General features: G+C 70.5%; 11 protein-coding genes. 7 read left to right on the top strand and 4 right to left on the bottom strand.

Features of this window, described 5'->3' with window-relative positions; genetic code table 11:
* Positions 1 to 173: 173 nt before the first annotated feature.
* Positions 174 to 446, bottom strand: a complete 273-nt coding sequence (locus ABD912_RS20460) for a glutaredoxin domain-containing protein (protein WP_345153829.1) — start codon at positions 444 to 446, stop codon at positions 174 to 176.
* A 36-nt stretch (positions 447 to 482) separates the two neighbouring features.
* On the opposite strand from ABD912_RS20460, the gene ABD912_RS20455 reads away from it, so the two are divergent.
* On the top strand, positions 483 to 1,229 hold the full coding sequence (locus ABD912_RS20455) for an SOS response-associated peptidase (RefSeq protein ID WP_345153828.1): 747 nt from the start codon (positions 483 to 485) through the stop codon (positions 1,227 to 1,229).
* Between the two features lie 630 nt (positions 1,230 to 1,859).
* Here ABD912_RS20455 and ABD912_RS20450 read toward each other — a convergent pair.
* Positions 1,860 to 2,315, bottom strand: coding sequence for a VOC family protein (locus tag ABD912_RS20450; protein WP_345153827.1), 456 nt, complete (start codon positions 2,313 to 2,315; stop codon positions 1,860 to 1,862).
* A 207-nt stretch (positions 2,316 to 2,522) separates the two neighbouring features.
* Here ABD912_RS20450 and ABD912_RS20445 point away from each other — a divergent pair, with 207 nt between their 5' ends.
* A complete protein-coding gene (locus tag ABD912_RS20445; RefSeq protein WP_345153825.1) occupies positions 2,523 to 2,834 on the top strand; it encodes a DUF6504 family protein in 312 nt (103 codons plus the stop codon).
* Positions 2,831 to 6,484, top strand: coding sequence for a DNA polymerase III subunit alpha (locus ABD912_RS20440; RefSeq protein WP_345153824.1), 3,654 nt, complete (start codon positions 2,831 to 2,833; stop codon positions 6,482 to 6,484). The genes ABD912_RS20445 and ABD912_RS20440 overlap by 4 nt, the downstream gene beginning before the upstream one ends.
* A 59-nt stretch (positions 6,485 to 6,543) precedes the next feature.
* Here the strand turns inward: ABD912_RS20440 and ABD912_RS20435 are convergent, their stop codons facing one another.
* Complete coding sequence (locus tag ABD912_RS20435; RefSeq protein WP_345153822.1) at positions 6,544 to 7,434, bottom strand: LysR family transcriptional regulator; 891 nt, start codon at positions 7,432 to 7,434, stop codon at positions 6,544 to 6,546.
* Between the two features lie 94 nt (positions 7,435 to 7,528).
* Between ABD912_RS20435 and ABD912_RS20430 the strand changes: the two genes are divergently transcribed.
* The 4 genes from ABD912_RS20430 (at position 7,529) to pgsA (ending at position 12,460) form a co-directional block, all read left to right on the top strand.
* Positions 7,529 to 9,025 carry a malate:quinone oxidoreductase gene (locus tag ABD912_RS20430; protein WP_345153820.1) on the top strand — a complete coding sequence of 499 codons (1,497 nt, stop codon included), beginning with the start codon at positions 7,529 to 7,531 and terminating at the stop codon, positions 9,023 to 9,025.
* A 215-nt stretch (positions 9,026 to 9,240) separates the two neighbouring features.
* The gene (gene thrS / locus ABD912_RS20425) at positions 9,241 to 11,247 is read left to right on the top strand and encodes a threonine--tRNA ligase (RefSeq protein ID WP_345153818.1); all 2,007 of its coding nucleotides are present in this window, start codon (positions 9,241 to 9,243) and stop codon (positions 11,245 to 11,247) included.
* 13 nt (positions 11,248 to 11,260) lie between these two features.
* Positions 11,261 to 11,827, top strand: a complete 567-nt coding sequence (locus ABD912_RS20420; RefSeq protein ID WP_345153815.1) for an HIT family protein — start codon at positions 11,261 to 11,263, stop codon at positions 11,825 to 11,827.
* Between the two features lie 3 nt (positions 11,828 to 11,830).
* On the top strand, positions 11,831 to 12,460 hold the full coding sequence (gene pgsA, locus ABD912_RS20415) for a phosphatidylinositol phosphate synthase (protein WP_345153813.1): 630 nt from the start codon (positions 11,831 to 11,833) through the stop codon (positions 12,458 to 12,460).
* Between the two features lie 202 nt (positions 12,461 to 12,662).
* On the opposite strand, the gene ABD912_RS20410 is transcribed toward pgsA, so the two are convergent.
* Positions 12,663 to 14,366, bottom strand: coding sequence for a SulP family inorganic anion transporter (locus ABD912_RS20410; RefSeq protein ID WP_345153810.1), 1,704 nt, complete (start codon positions 14,364 to 14,366; stop codon positions 12,663 to 12,665).
* Between the last annotated feature and the right edge of the window lie 300 nt (positions 14,367 to 14,666).

The raw sequence follows: 14,666 nt of genomic DNA, 5'->3' as shown, positions 1-14,666 counted from the left end.
TGATCGTGGCGATCTCGACGGGGGCGTCCTTGGCCTTGACGACGACGGCCTTCACCTTGTGTGCCATGGGTGTGCTATTCCTCCCGGCCGCGAAGGCGGCCTCACTCCGTGCAGAAAAAAGGATGGTGCGGCGGCCGCACGGCCACCGCACCACTCCATCCAACCACAGGGCGCTAGAGACGGGAACGGACCTCGTCGATCCGCGGGTTCGTGGCGGCCGAACCGTCCGGGAAGATCAGCGTCGGGACGGTCTGGTTTCCCCCGTTGAAGGACTCCACGATCGCCGCCGTGCCAGGCACCTCCTCGATGTTCACTTCCTGGTAGCCAATGCCCTCGGCGTCCAGGCGCTTCTTGAGGTTGCGGCAGTAGCCGCACCAGTTGGTGGTGAACATGGTGACGTTTCCGTCGGAGGGAATGAAATCCTGGAGATTCGCAAGAGTGGTCATGATTGATGGCAACGCCGAATGTGGGACTCTTATTCCATGTGCGGACGATACGTCATGGCCCGCGCCGTCGGCGACCTGGTCGCCGAGGCCGAGGCGGAGGCCGACGATGCCCTGGAACTGCGCCGGTCGTGGAACGTTGCGCCCACCTCCGACGTGCCGATCGTGCTCGAACGCCTGGTGGAGGGCCGGCAAGTGCGCCAGGTCCACGTGGCCCGCTGGGGTCTGGTGCCCCCGTGGGCCAAGGACGCCGCCGTGGGCGTGCGTGCCTTCAACGCCCGCAGCGAAACCGTGCTGGAGAAGCCCACCTTCCGCGCAGCGGTCAAGGCACGCCGCTGCGCCGTCCCCGCCGAGGGGTACTACGAGTGGAAAAAGGAGGGCTCCTCCAAGCGCCCCTTCTACATCCACCCCGGCGACGGGTCGCTGATCTTCTTTGCCGGACTCTACGAATGGTGGAAGGACCCGTCCAAGGCGGACGGGGAACCGGGCCAGTGGCTGCTCTCCACCTCCGTGCTCACAGCCCCGGCCCCGCCGGTCGACTCCGCGGACCCCGCGCTGGCCGAACTGGGGCAGCTGCACGACCGGCTGCCGATCCCGATGGACAAGGCGACCATGGCCGACTGGCTGGACCCGGAGAACAAGGACGCCGCCGCGCTCGTGGAGCTGGTCCGCGCCGGGGCCTACGGGCCGGCGTCGGGCTGGGAACTGCGCGAGGTGGACACCGCCGTTGGCAACGTGCGCAACAACGGGCCCGAACTCACCGAACCGCTGCCCGGGCTCTTCTAAAGGCCCGACGGCGGGTGGCCCGAAGGATCCCCTGGCCGCCGAGGTGGCACGGTCGATCTGTTCGCGCGTGGGTGTGAAGGTCCTGCGCTTCGTCGCGCCCGCCAGGACGTTCCGGAGCAGGGACAGCGAAGAGAGCAGTTGGGTGAACTCCGTTCCTCTCGCCTCCGCGGTGGGCCTGACGACTTCGACTTCCAGCCAGTCCAGTTGGCAGGCTAGTTCTCCCCGCAGGCGGGTCTCGAGCCACCGCAGGATGCCGTAGCCATGGTCGCGGACGCGGGTCACGATCGATACCTGGCCCTCGATCTTCGCCGGGGTTGCCGCACGGGCAAACGAGCAGAGGGAGCCGGCCAACCGGTGGGAAGTCCTCTTCATCCAGACGGGACCGGCCCATCAGGACGTCGGATGCATGCTTGGCGTCCGTGATGTCGAAGACGGTCACGTGTTCAGGCTGGGCATCGATCTGGCCGAGATCGGTCACCGTCTTGTCGTCAACGACGAACTCCACCCGGGATTCGACCTTGCGGATGACCCATGGACCCCCTTCGTTCCTGCGGAGCATATCCGCCCAGGGGACGCTCCGGACTCCGATCGACGCCATGGGCCAGATCATCCCATGCCGGCCCCCTCGCCTCAGAGGGTGAAGGTGACCGTTCCGTCGGCGTCGATCGCCAGGCCCGGGTTGTGCACGAAGTCCCAGCGGAACCCGTCCGGATCCGCCACGCAGGCGCTGGTGCCGCCCCACGGCCTGGCCTCCGGCTCGGAGACCGTCGTCGCCCCGGCCTCCAGCGCCCGCCGGTAGAGCTCGGCGACCTCCTCCGGGCTCGCCGTGTTGTGGCCGAGCGAGACGGGCGGGGCCTGCGGGCCGCGGCCGACGTCGCCGTACTCGCCGGGCATGCTCTCCAGGTTCCACAGCGCCAGCACCAGCCCGTGCCCGGCCTGGACGAAGGCGATCTCCCCGGGCAGGCGGGCCAGCTGCCGGAAGCCCAGGCCCTCCACATAGAAGGAGCGGGAGGCCTCCACGTCCGCCACGCCCAAGGTGACCGCCGTGATATTCGGAGATGTGTTCGAATTTCTTCCCGTATTCATGTCCCGAGCCTAGGGCGGGGCGCGCCGGAAAGCACGGGAAGCGGCAAAGTGTCGTACACATGTTCTAATTTTGCTTTCTGTAGAACGAATCTTCGAATAGGATGGGGTTGTGCCCCTCCCGCTTCCCGGGGAGCACCGCTTCCGATGATCCATCGGGGCCCGCGCGGGCGACTCACGGCTCGCGCGGGTCCAGAGGGAGGTGCCCGGGTGGGGCTTTTCACCCAATCCGTCGAGGTCGACTGCACCCCGGCGGGGCAGCCGCTGCGGCTGCGCTGGCAGGGCCGCGAATACACGCTCGCCGCCGAACCGGTGCGCTGGTACGAACGCCGCAAATGGTGGGCCGAGGAGCCCCGGGCCCCGCGCGGGCACGGGCCCGGGCTCGTGGACCACGAGATCTGGCGCGTCCAGGTCCGCCTCGCCGGGAAGGGGCCGCTGCGCACCTTCGACCTGTCCCGCCACGCCGGCTCGGGACGCTGGAGGGTGATCCGCCTCCACGACGCCCTCCGGGAGGGCGCGTGAGCTTCACCCACCTGAACGTCGCCTCCGCCTTCAGTGCCCACTACGGGGTGTCCTGGCCCAAGGAACTGGTCCGCCGGGCGGCCGCCGACGGCGCGGACGCCCTGGCCATCACCGACCGCGACGGGCTCTACGGCGCGGTCAAGCACCTCAAGGCCTGCCGGACCCACGGGATCGACCCCATCCTCGGCGTCGACCTGGCGATCCTCGGCCCCGCCGGGATTCCCGGCGCCGCATCCGTGCGGGCACGGACCGAGGGTCGGGTGCTGGTCCTGGCCAAGGGGCACTGCGACGGCGCCGGCTACCGCGCCCTGTGTCGACTGGTCTCCGCGGCCCACGCCGGCACCGGGGGCGCCCCCGCTCCCCGACACCCCAGACGCCCCGGCGTCACCCGCACACAACTGGCCGCCCACGTCCTGGATGGCGCCCCGGCCGGGTTCCCCGCCCCGGTGCTGACGGTGCTGCTCGGCCCGGCCTCCGACGTCGGACTGGCCGCCGCCCGCCGCGACTACGCCCGCGCCCGCGCCGCCCTGGCCCGCTGGCTGGAACTGCTCGGCCCCGCCGCGCTGCGCGTGGAACTCACCACCCACCTCAGCCGCCCCGGGGAACGCCTAAGCACCGCCCACGCCCTGAGGATGCTGAGCACCGCCGAATCCCTGCACGTGCCCGCGATCCTCACCAACGCGGTCCGCTACGCCGACCCCGACGGCGCCGCCACCGCCGACGTGCTCGACGCCGCCCGCTCCCTCACCTCCCTCGAAACCCTCGCCGACCTGCAACCCAACGGGCAGGGCTGGCTCAAGAGCGCCGCAGAGATGGAAGCGCTCGCCCGCGAAATCGCCCGCGACGCGGCCAACCCCCGCCTGGCCACCACCCTGCTGCGCACCACCGCAGCGCTCGCCGACTGGGCGCGCCTGGACCCGGCAGCCGACACCGGATGGGGCGCCCCCAAAACCCCCGAGGCCCACGTCATCGGCATCACCGGGGAACCGAACACCGAACTCGCCGCCCGCTGCGAAGCCGGCATCACCCGCCTGCTCCCGCACCAGGCCCGCGACCGCACCCTGCGCGACCGGCTCGCCCTGGAACTGGACACCATCGCCGACCTCGGCTTCGCCTCCTACTTCCTCACCGTCGCCGAAGTCAGCACCATGATCACCGCCATGGGGGTCCGCAACGCAGCCCGCGGCTCCGGCGCCTCCTCCCTGGTCAACCACCTGCTCGGCATCAGCCACGTCAACCCCCTGGCCCACGACCTGCTCTTCGAACGCTTCCTCTCCCGGGAACGGACCACCCTGCCGGACATCGACATCGACGTCGAAAGCGCCCAACGCCACCGGGTGTACCGGAAGATCTTCGAACGCTTCGGCCCCGACCGCACCACCCTCATGAGCATGCAAAACGGATACCGCGCCCGCGGAGCCGTCCGCGACGCCGGAGCGGCCCTGGGCATGGACGGGGAAGACATCGACGCCATCGCCAAACAGCTCTGGCGCTTCCCCGCCAGCAGCTTCCGCGACGCGCTCGCCGAAAAACCCGAACTCCGCCTCCTGGCCCAACGCCTGGCCGGAACCGCACCCACGCCCACCCGACAGCAGGGAACCGCCCGCCAACTCGACCTGCTCGTGGACCTCACCGAACGTCTCGACCGCCTCCCGCGCCACATCTCCATGCACCCCTGCGGCGTCATCCTCGGCGACCAAACCCTCCTGGACCGCACCCCCGTCCAACCCAGCGGCCTCGGCCTGCCCATGAGCCAGTACGACAAACACGACATGGACCCCATGGGCCTGATCAAACTTGACGTCCTCGGCGTCCGCATGCAATCGGCCATCTCCCACGCGCTCGCCGAAGTCGCCCGCATCCACGGGGACGGACACGCCGTCGCCTCCGCCGGACACCACCGCCTCCCCGCCAACGGCACCCTGCCGCCCTACCTGGCCCCCGACGGAACCATCGACCTCGAACAGATCCCCCTCGACGACGAACCCACCTTCGAACTCATCCGCAGCACCCACACCCTCGGCTGCTTCCAGATCGAATCCCCGGGACAACGCGAACTCATCGGCAAACTCGCCCCCCGTACCTTCAACGACCTGATCATCGACATCTCCCTCTTCCGCCCCGGCCCCATGAAATCCAACATGGTCAAGCCCTACCTCGAACACCGCCACGGCTTCGCCCCCGAAACCTACCCCCACCCGGACCTGCGCCCCGCGCTCGCCGAAACCCACGGGGTGACCGTCTTCCACGAACAGGTCCTGCGCACCTTCCACGTCATGACCGGCTGCGGACTGGACAAGGCCGACGCCTACCGGCGCCTGCTCGGCAACCCCTCCGCCGAACCCCGCGTGGAGGAGATGTTCCGCACCCGGGCACACGAACGCCGCTACCCGGCCTCCGTCATCGACCAGGTATGGGAAACCCTGCAGGCCTTCGGCAGCTTCGGCTTCTGCAAGGCCCACGGCGCAGCCTTCGCCGTCCCCACCTACCAGAGCGCCTGGCTCAAGGCCCACCACCCGGAAGCCTTCCTCGCCGGACTGTGGGAACACGACCCCGGCATGTACCCCAAACGCCTGCTCGTCGCCGAAGCCCGCCGCATGGGCATCCCCATCCTCCCGCTGGACATCAACCGCTCCCGCGCCGACTACCGCCTCGAACGGATGGCCCCCACGGGTGCGGGAGACACAGGCGTGGGGGACACGGACACGGGGGACGCCGGGGACGGGAACGCCCCAGGGGAAGAAACCCCAGGCGCCCCGGCAGGGACCCCGACCCCCCGGCTCGGAATCCGCCTCGGCCTGGCCGGAGTCTCCGGTCTCTCCGCCACCGAGATCCGCCGCACCATCGCCGGCCAGCCCTACGACTCCCTGCCCGACGTCCGCGACCGCTCCGGCCTGACCCGCACCTCCCTGCGCCACCTCGCCGCCCTCGGCACCTTCGACGAACTCCAACACGCCGCAACAGCGCGAACCCACGGGACAGGTGACGACGGCCCCACCCGCCTGCCCCCCAACAGGGCGGACCTGCTCAAACACCTCACCGCCCTGCCGCCGCGTACCCTCCCGGCCAAATACCGGCCCATGCCCGGACAGCTGCCCCTCCCGTTCCACGACGCCGGAATCGGCGACCTGGAACTCACCACCATCCGCGCCACCGAACCGGCACCAACCCCCGGGGAGATCGTGCGCACCGAACTGGACCTGATGGCCGTGGACGCCACCGCCCACCTCATGGACAGCCACGCCCCCCTGCTGCGCCACCTCGGCACAACCCCCGCCGCGCACCTGCTCGGACTGCGCAACGGCACCGAAGTCCTGGTCGCCGGAATCCGCGTCGCCACCCAAACCCCACCCATGCGCGGCGGACGCCGCGTGGTGTTCATCAGCCTCGACGACGGCACCGGCTGCGTCGACTGCGTCTTCTTCCACGAAGCCCAGGAAACGGCCGGACCCCTGCTCTTCGGAACCCGCATGCTCCTCATCCGCGGCACCACACGACGCACCGGCCCCCGCGGCATCAGCCTCCAGGCACTCCAGGCCTGGAACCTGCAGGACACGGACTCCCTGCCCACGCCCGCACCGGGCCAAAACCACCAACACCCCGGCAACCGCCCACCGCGCTCGCCGTCCCCGGAAACGCAGTGCCCCTAGGGCATGTCCCGCGAATCGCGTGAGGCCGGTTCCCCCAGGTTCGGGGGCGGGAGGACGGCCTACGCCTCTTCCGGGAACGCGTCGCGCACGAAGGCGAGGAGACGCTGGACCGGCGGTGTCCGCGCCGTGGGTCCCCACGCCAGGGCCACCTCGCGAAAAACGGGAGGCGTGAGGGGGACCTCGGCCGCGGCGGCCCGGGGGGCATCCTCGGCGGGCAGGAGGGCGACTCCCAGCCCGATCTGGACGAGCCGGCGGATCAGCGAAAACTCCGTCACCTCGATCGCGATCGAGGGCTCGAAGCCCGCCTCCCGGCACAGGCCGGCCACGAGGCCGCGGAGCGTGTATTCGGGGGGATTGGCGACGAAGGTTTCGCCACGCAGTTCGGAGACGCGCAGCCGCTTCCGGGACGCGAGCCGGTGCGACGGCGGCAGGACGGCCCGGATCTCCTGGCGTCCGATGATGGTGTGCTCCACTCCCGCCGGCGGTGGAAGGAGCACCGCCACGTCCAGGGAGCCGGCCGCCACGTCGCGCGCCAGCTGCTGGCCGTGCGCCTGCTTGAGGTGCAGCGACACCAGCGGGTTCTGGCGGTGGAACTCCGCGATGATGTCCGGCAGCGGGCCGGTCCCCATCGTGAGGGGGATCCCGAACCGGACCGTGCCCCGCGCCGGGTCGGCGGCGGAGGCCGCCGCGTCCAGGACGTGAAGCAGCTCGTGGAGGGGGCCGCGCAGTTGGCGGGAAAGGGACACGGCCAGGGGGGTGAGCTCCACCGTCCGCCCCGTGTGCACGAGCAGGGGAATGCGAAGCTCCTCCTCGAGGGCCTGGATCCTTCGACTCATCGAGGACTGCGGGATCCCCAGGGCCTCCGCGGCGCGCGTCATGTGGCCGTCGTGGGCCGCAAGGGCATCAAGGGCGCGCAACTGCGGCGCCAGCCGGACCAGCAAATCATCCATATGTGCATGATAATCCCCTGAAAACGCATTGGACGGATTGATTGTCGGCAGGCCAGACTCGGGGAAACGCCAGCGCGAGGAAAGGGCCCAGGCCATGCCGCAGACCAGCACGTCGACACCGGACATATCAACCCCGGAGAACGCGGACGTCGTCCTGATTGGCGGAGGGATCATGTCGGCGACCCTCGGCGCGATGCTCGCCCGGCTGGAGCCGCAATGGCGCATCGTCCTGCTCGAGCGCGGCGAACAGGTGGCGGCCGAAAGCAGCAGCCCGTGGAACAACGCGGGCACCGGGCGCGCCGGGTACTGCGAACTCAACTACATGCCGGACCCGGAGGATCCCGCGAAGGCCGCGGAGGTCTCGCGCCAGTTCCTGCTGAGCCGGCAGTGGTGGTCCCACCTCGCGGCGGACGGGCTCCTGGACCCCGGACGGTTCATCCGCACCACCCCGCACATGAGCATCGTTTTCGGCCGGCGCGACGTCGAGTACCTGCGCAGGCGCTGCGAGGTGCTGCGCCAGGACCCCATGTTCGAGGGGATCGAATTCAGCGACAGCCCTTCGACCATCTCGCGGTGGGCCCCCTTGGCCATGGCCGGCCGCCCCGGGACGGAAGCCGTTGCCGCCTCGCGCCACCCGGAGGGGACCGACGTCGATTTCGGTGAGCTGGGCCGGAGCCTGCTGCGGATCCTCGAAGGGAGCGGCGGCGCCGTCCGCCTGCGGCACGAGGTGCGGAGCCTGGGGCGGGACGGGGGCGGAAGGTGGGAGGTCGGCGGCGTCGACGCCGGCACCTCCCGGCGCTTTTCGCTGCGGGCCCGCTTCGTCTTCGTCGGCGCCGGCGGCTCCTCCCTTCGCCTGCTCCAGAAGGCCCGCGTCCCCGAGGTGCGCGGGTACGGCGTGCTGCCGGTCGGAGCGGCGTTCCTGCGCTGCTCGACGCCGGAGGTGGTCCGGCTCCACGACGCCAAGATGTACGGGCAGGCCCAGGACGGTGCCCCGGCCATCTCCGTCCCGCACCTGGACCGGCGCGCCGTGGGCGGGCAGGAGCACCTGATGTTCGGCCCGTACGCGACGTTCAGCACCAGGCTGCTCAAGCACGGGCGCCGGACCGACCTCTTCGGGACGCTGCGGTGGAACAACCTGCCTGTCCTGGCCGCGGGCCTGGCGCAGAACCTGGGGCTGGTCCGCTTCCTGGTCAAGCAGCTCCTTGCCGGCGACCAGGACAAGCTTGCGCAGCTGCGGCGCCTGTACCCCGGAGCGTCCCGGAAGGACTGGGAGGTCATCCATGCCGGGCAGCGGGCCCAACTGGTGGTCCCCGACCGGCGCCGGGTGGGAAAGATGCAGCTGTGGGGAACCAAGCTCACCGTGACGGCGGACGGGAGCATGGCCGGACTCCTGGGAGCCTCCCCGGGAGCCTCGACGGCGGTCCCCATCATGGTGGACCTGCTCCAGCAGGCCTTTCCCTCCGAATGGGAGCAGCGCTGGCGCCAACGGATGCACGCGGCCATCCCGGGGCTGGCCCGGGACCGCTGGGACGGGGACGCCGTCACCGAGGTGCTCGGCCAGACCTCCGCCGCGCTGAACCTGCGCCCGTAGCGGCTCGGCATTTCGCCGATCCTGCCCAAAATCGAAAGTATGTTCCAATTCGCTGGGCGGGGAAAGCGCCAGGGGCGGGCTCGGCCAAACGGGGCGGTGTGGCCTGCGCGCCGATTGGTTGGCCGGCCCGCGGGTCCGTTAAGCTGATCGGTGGCTGGCTGTGGTCACCGTACGCCACAAGTCATGGGCCGCCGAGCGATAACGAGGAGACCGAAGTGTCAGATCAGATCACCCTTACCGTCGACGGGGAACAGCGGGAGGTGGCTGCCGGCACCACCGGTGCCGAGCTGTTCTTCGACAACCGCGACGTTGTGGTGATGCGCGTGGACGGAGTGCTGCGCGACCTTGACCGTGGGCTCGAGGCGGGCACCGCCGTCGAAGCCGTCACGATTGGCTCCCCGGACGGGCTGAACGTCCTGCGCCACTCCACCGCGCACGTCATGGCCCAGGCGGTCCAGCAGCTGCGTCCGGACGCGAAGCTGGGCATCGGCCCCTACATCACCGACGGCTTCTACTTCGACTTCGACGTCGCCGAGCCCTTCACCCCCGAGGACCTCAAGACCCTCGAGAAGATGATGCTCAAGATCGTCAACCAGAACCAGAAGTTCGCCCGCCGCGTCGTCACGGACGAGGAGGCCCGCGAGGCCATGGCCAACGAGCCCTACAAGCTCGAGCTGCTGGGCAAGTCCAACGAGGCGGACACCGCCGGCGAAGGCGTCTCCGTCGAGGTCGGCGCCGGCGAGATCGCCATCTACGACAACATCGACCGCAAGAGCGGCGACGTCATCTGGTGCGACCTGTGCCGCGGCCCGCACCTGCCGAACACCAAGCTGATCTCCAACGCGTTCGCGCTGACCCGCTCCGCCGCCGCCTACTGGCTCGGCAGCGAGAAGAACAAGCAGCTGCAGCGCATCTACGGCACCGCCTGGCCGACGAAGGAAGACCTGAAGGCCTACCAGGAGCGCATCGCCGAGGCCGAGCGCCGCGACCACCGCAAGCTGGGCGCCGAGATGGACCTGTTCTCCTTCCCGGACGAACTGGGTTCCGGCCTGCCGGTGTTCCACCCCAAGGGCGGCATCATCCGCAAGACGATGGAGGACTACTCGCGCAAGCGCCACGAGGAGGCCGGCTACGAGTTCGTCTACACCCCGCACATCACCAAGGGCCACCTGTACGAGGTCTCGGGCCACCTGGACTGGTACCGGGACGGCATGTTCCCGGCCATGCACGTGGACGAGACCCGCGACCCGGCAACCGGCGAGATCACCAAGCCCGGCCAGGACTACTACCTGAAGCCGATGAACTGCCCGATGCACAACCTGATCTTCCGCGGGCGCGGACGCTCCTACCGCGAGCTGCCGCTGCGCCTGTTCGAATTCGGCCAGGTGTACCGCTACGAGAAGTCCGGCGTGGTGCACGGCCTGACCCGCGTGCGCGGCATGACCCAGGACGACGCCCACATCTACTGCACCCGCGAGCAGATGAAGGACGAGCTGACCACCACGCTGACCTTCGTGCTCGACCTGCTCAAGGACTACGGGCTGGACGACTTCTACCTGGAGCTCTCCACCAAGGACCCGGAGAAGTTCGTCGGTTCCGACGAGGTCTGGGAGGAAGCCACCCGTACCCTCGCCGAGGTCGCGGAGGCTTCCGGCCTGGAGCTGGTGCCGGATCCGGGCGGAGCGGCCTTCTACGGCCCGAAGATCTCCGTGCAGGCCCGCGACGCGATCGGCCGCACCTGGCAGATGTCCACCATCCAGCTGGACTTCAACCTGCCCGAGCGCTTCGAGCTCGAGTACCAGGCCTCCGACGGCACCCGCCAGCGTCCGGTCATGATCCACCGCGCCCTCTTCGGGTCCGTGGAACGCTTCATGGGCGTGCTGATCGAGCACTACGCCGGCGCGTTCCCGGCCTGGCTGGCGCCGGTGCAGGTGCTCGCCGTCCCGGTCGCCGAGGCCTTCAACGACTACATGCAGCAGATCGTGGACCGCCTGCGCGCCGAGGGCATCCGGGCCGAGGCGGACCTGGGCTCCGACCGGTTCCCGAAGAAGATCCGCAACGCGTCCAAGGAAAAGGTGCCGTTCGTGCTCATCGCCGGCGGGGACGACGCCGAGGCCGGCGCCGTGTCCTTCCGCTACCGCGACGGCAGCCAGGACAACGGCATCCCCGTGGACGAGGCCGTGGCGCGCATCGTCTCCGCCGTGCGGAACCGGGAAGCCTAGGGTGGGCGGGTTCATGGGCGCCGGGGCGTACCCCGGCGACGCCGAGGCGACCGACGACTTCGGGCTCGCCGGCGTGCCGGACGCCTACCAGCGCCTGTGGACCCCCTACCGCATGGCCTACGTCAAGGGCGGGCAGGGCCAGGTCACCGGCGCCGACGACTGCCCCTTCTGCGTCGGCCCCACGCGCAGCGACGAGGAGGCGCTGATCGTGCACCGCGGCGAGACGGCCTTCGTGGTGCTCAACCTCTTCCCGTACAACCCCGGACACCTGCTGGTGTGCCCGTACCGGCACGTGCCCGACTACACGGACATCACCGAGCAGGAGACGGCCGAGATCGCCGCCCTCACCCAGAAGGCGATGCGGGTGCTGCGGGCGCAGTCCCATGCGGCGGGGTTCAACCTCGGCATGAACCAGGGCACCGCGGGGGGCGCCGGCATCGCCGCCCACCTGCACCAGCACATCGTGCCGCGCTGGAACGGCGACGGGAACTTCTTCCCGATCATCGCCCGCACCAAGGCGATTCCGGCGACGCTGGCCGACGTCCGCCAGGACGTCGCGGACGCCTGGGCGGCGTGCTGACCCATGCTCAACCGGCACGCGCGCGGCATCTGCTCCAAGGTCTTCACCCCCCTGGCCCGCTGGCTTGTGGCCCGCGGGGTGTCTCCGGACACCGTCACGGTGGTGGGGACCCTGGGGGCGGTGGCCGGGGCGCTGGTGCTCTACCCGATGGGCCAGCTGTTCTGGGGCACCCTGTTCATCGTCCTGTTCATCTTCTCCGACGTCGTCGACGGCCTGATGGCGCGGCTGCCCGAAGCGGACCGGCGCGGCGACGCGCGGTGGGGCAGCTTCCTGGACTCCACCCTTGACCGGGTGGCGGACAGCGCCATCCTTGCCGGCGTGATGATCTGGTTCTTCACCGGGGGAGCCAACCCCGCCATCGGCATCGCCGCCGGGCTGTGCCTGGTGCTGGGCAACCTGGTCTCCTATGCCCGGGCCAAGGCCGAATCGCTGGGCTACGACGCCAACACCGGCATCGCCGAACGCGGCGAGCGGCTGGTGGTGGCCCTGACCTTTACCGGCCTGGTCGGGTTGGGCCTGAACGAATGGGTGCTGTTCGCCGCCTTGGCCCTGCTGGCCCTGGCCAGCGGCGTGACCGCGGTGCAGCGGATCATGCGCGTGCGCCGGCAGGCCCTGCAGCCCCGGGGGGGCTAGCGCGCGGGGCAGGCCCTTTCGTGTCGACTTCGTCGCCACGCAGGGACCCGGCTGCCCCGCGCTTTGCGGGGGACGGCCCTTTCGTGTCGACTTCGTCGCCACGCAGGGACCCGGCTGCCCCGCGCTTTGCGGGGGACGGCCCTTTCGTGTCGACTTCGTCGCCACGCAGGGACCCGGCTGCCCCGCGCTTACCGGGTCAACCTCAGGGTTCGCCGGCCTCCGGATGCCGGTCCAGGTAGTCGCGGACCGCGCTGTGCAGGGTGGGGTAGAAGCGTTCCGGGTCGAACCGCTCCCCGGGCTCGAGCAGCGCCAGCCGGTCCTTTACGGGTCCCTTCATCTCGGCGAACACCAGTTGGATCCCGTCCTTGGCGAGGCCCTGGTCCAGCGCGGCGAGGTCGTCCGCGGCCGTGCTGTCGATGCCGGTCAGCGGCTCCGCGGCCACCACCACCCAGCGCACCGGCCCCGGCGCCTCATCCACCAGGGCCCGCACGTGGTCGGTGAACACGCTTCCGTTGGCGAAGAACAAGGGGGCATCGAAGCGGGCGATCACCAGGCCCGGGATCCGGCGCCCCTCCGGGTGCCGGGAGACGTCGTGGAACCCGGGGATCCCCTCCACGCGCACCAGTTCGGCCCGGTGCGGGTTCCACGCCTGCCACACGAACACCGCCAGGGACAGCGCGACCGCCACCGCGATGCCTTCCAGCACGCCCACGAACGCCACGCCCAGCATCGCCGCCAGCAGCAGGACTGCCTCCGCCGTGCTGCTGCGGGCGAGCCGGCGCAGCGTGCCGAAGTCCAGGATCCAGAAGGCGGCGGCCATCACGACGGCGGCCAGCACGCTCTGCGCCAGATAGCGGGTGAGCTCGGGCAGAAACAGCATGAAGGCCGCCACCAGGACGGCGGCAACGACCATCGCCAGTTGCGTGCGGGCCCCGGACTGCACGGCCACGGGGGTGCGGGACGTGCTCCCCGAGACGGGGAACCCGCCCAGCAGTCCCGTGGCCACCTCGGCCGCCCCCAGCGCGGCCATCTCCTGGTCCCCGTCCACCCGCGCACCCGACCGGCCGGCCAGCGCGCGGGAAAGGGCGGTGGTGTCGGCAAAGGTGATCAGCGCGATGCCCGCGGCCGGACCCAGCAGGGACCACACGTCCGCGACGTCCAGCCCTCCCAGCGCCGGGGCGGGCAGCGAAGAGGGCAGCGGCCCGACGACGGGTACGGTTTCCTCCCAGCCGAGCAGCGCCGTCGCGACCATGGAGGCGGCGACGGCCGGCAGCAGTCCGGGGATCCGTGAGCGCCCGAGGGTGAAGGCGACGATGACCAGCAGCGCACCGCCACCCAATGCCAGCGCGGCCAGGTTGGTCCGCCCTTCGGCCACCGCCCGCACCGTGCCGGCGAAGCGTTCGGCGGTGTTCCCCTCGATCCCGTCGATCCCCAGCAGCTTCGGCAACTGGCTGACCAGGACCACCAGCGCCACCCCGTTCAGGTATCCCACGCGAATGGGCTTGGAGAGCAGGCCGGTGATGAAGCCCAGCCCGGCCAGCCGGCCCAGCAGCAGGAAGCCGCCGGTCAGCAGCGCCAGCAGCCCGGCCAGCGCGACGGCCCGCTCTTCGGCGCCCAGGGCCAGCGGCAGCACGGCAGCGGCGATCATGGGGGCCAGCGACGAATCGGGGCCGAGCACCAGGACGCGGGAGGGGCCGAAGACCGCGTAGGCCAGCAGCGGCACGATCGTGGCATACAGCCCGGTCGCCGGGGGCAGCCCAGCCGCCGAGGCGTAGGCCATTCCGGCCGGAACCAGCACCGCCGAGAGGGCGGCGCCGGCGGCCAGATCCGGGCCCAGCCAGCCGCGCCGGTAGGACAGCGCGACCGCGACCCCCGGCATCGCCCGGTGGAGCCAACGGCCGGCCATGGGCGTGCTCCCTTCGATCCATTCCCGCTCGATCCACTCAGCGTAGGGGAGAACGGGGCCGCCGGCGCCCGTAGGGGAACCGGGGATTCCACCCCCTGGGTGTCGCCAAGAGCGGTCCCGGCAGTCGTTTACCACCCGGTAGGTTCGCATGCGGATAAGATGGTCTAGTCCGTTCACCTCCCACTTATGCAAGGGGAAACCAGTAGTGACCATCAACGAGCAAACTCCGGCACCGACCACCGGCAGCTCGCGCGTGAAGCGCGGCATGGCCGAAATGCTCAAGGGCGGCGTCATCATGGA

This window comes from Arthrobacter ginkgonis, assembly GCF_039540195.1.
Classification (GTDB): Bacteria; Actinomycetota; Actinomycetes; order Actinomycetales; family Micrococcaceae; genus Zafaria; species Zafaria ginkgonis.
Note: the sequence above shows the minus strand (reverse complement) of the source record. Positions and strands in the feature narration are given on the sequence as shown.